Here is a 436-nt window from a genome sequence, read left to right as displayed (position 1 = left end):
GCGACCGAGGCTTGGTCAGCGGTGATGGTGACCTTGACCAGGTCGCCCTCGTTGGTGCCGCCTGGGTTGCCTGGGGTACCTGGCTCGTCGGTAACGGTGGTTTTGACCTCGGTTTTATCCAGGGTCAGCTTCTCGAACTTGTCGACATCCACGCCTTCAACGGTCGCGATCGATTTGATCACAGGGTCGTTGGTGCCGGTGTAGACGTTGTCCGGCGCGATGACCGTAACCGAACCGGTAGTACCGTTGGCCGGCACGGTGATGACAGTTTTGCCGTCGCTCAGCGTGAAGGTCAGCGCGCCGTGGTTATTGATCAGCAGGCCATCTTTGTTGGTCAGGGTGATGGTGTAGGTAATCTCGCCGCCTTCGGTCACGGACTCGGTGGCCGTCAGTTTCGCGATCACTTCGTCGGTAGTGTCGGTGACATCGACTTTCG

General features: G+C 59.2%; 1 protein-coding gene. It reads right to left on the bottom strand.

Annotated features, from left to right (window positions below; all coding sequences use genetic code 11):
* A partial coding sequence (locus DM807_RS00180) for an immunoglobulin-like domain-containing protein (RefSeq protein ID WP_179026926.1) occupies nt 1-436 on the bottom strand: 436 nt, incomplete at both ends.

This window comes from Pseudomonas hunanensis (assembly GCF_013393325.1).
Lineage (GTDB): Bacteria > Pseudomonadota > Gammaproteobacteria > Pseudomonadales > Pseudomonadaceae > Aquipseudomonas > Aquipseudomonas putida_P.
This window is presented reverse-complemented; position numbering and strand designations above follow the sequence as displayed.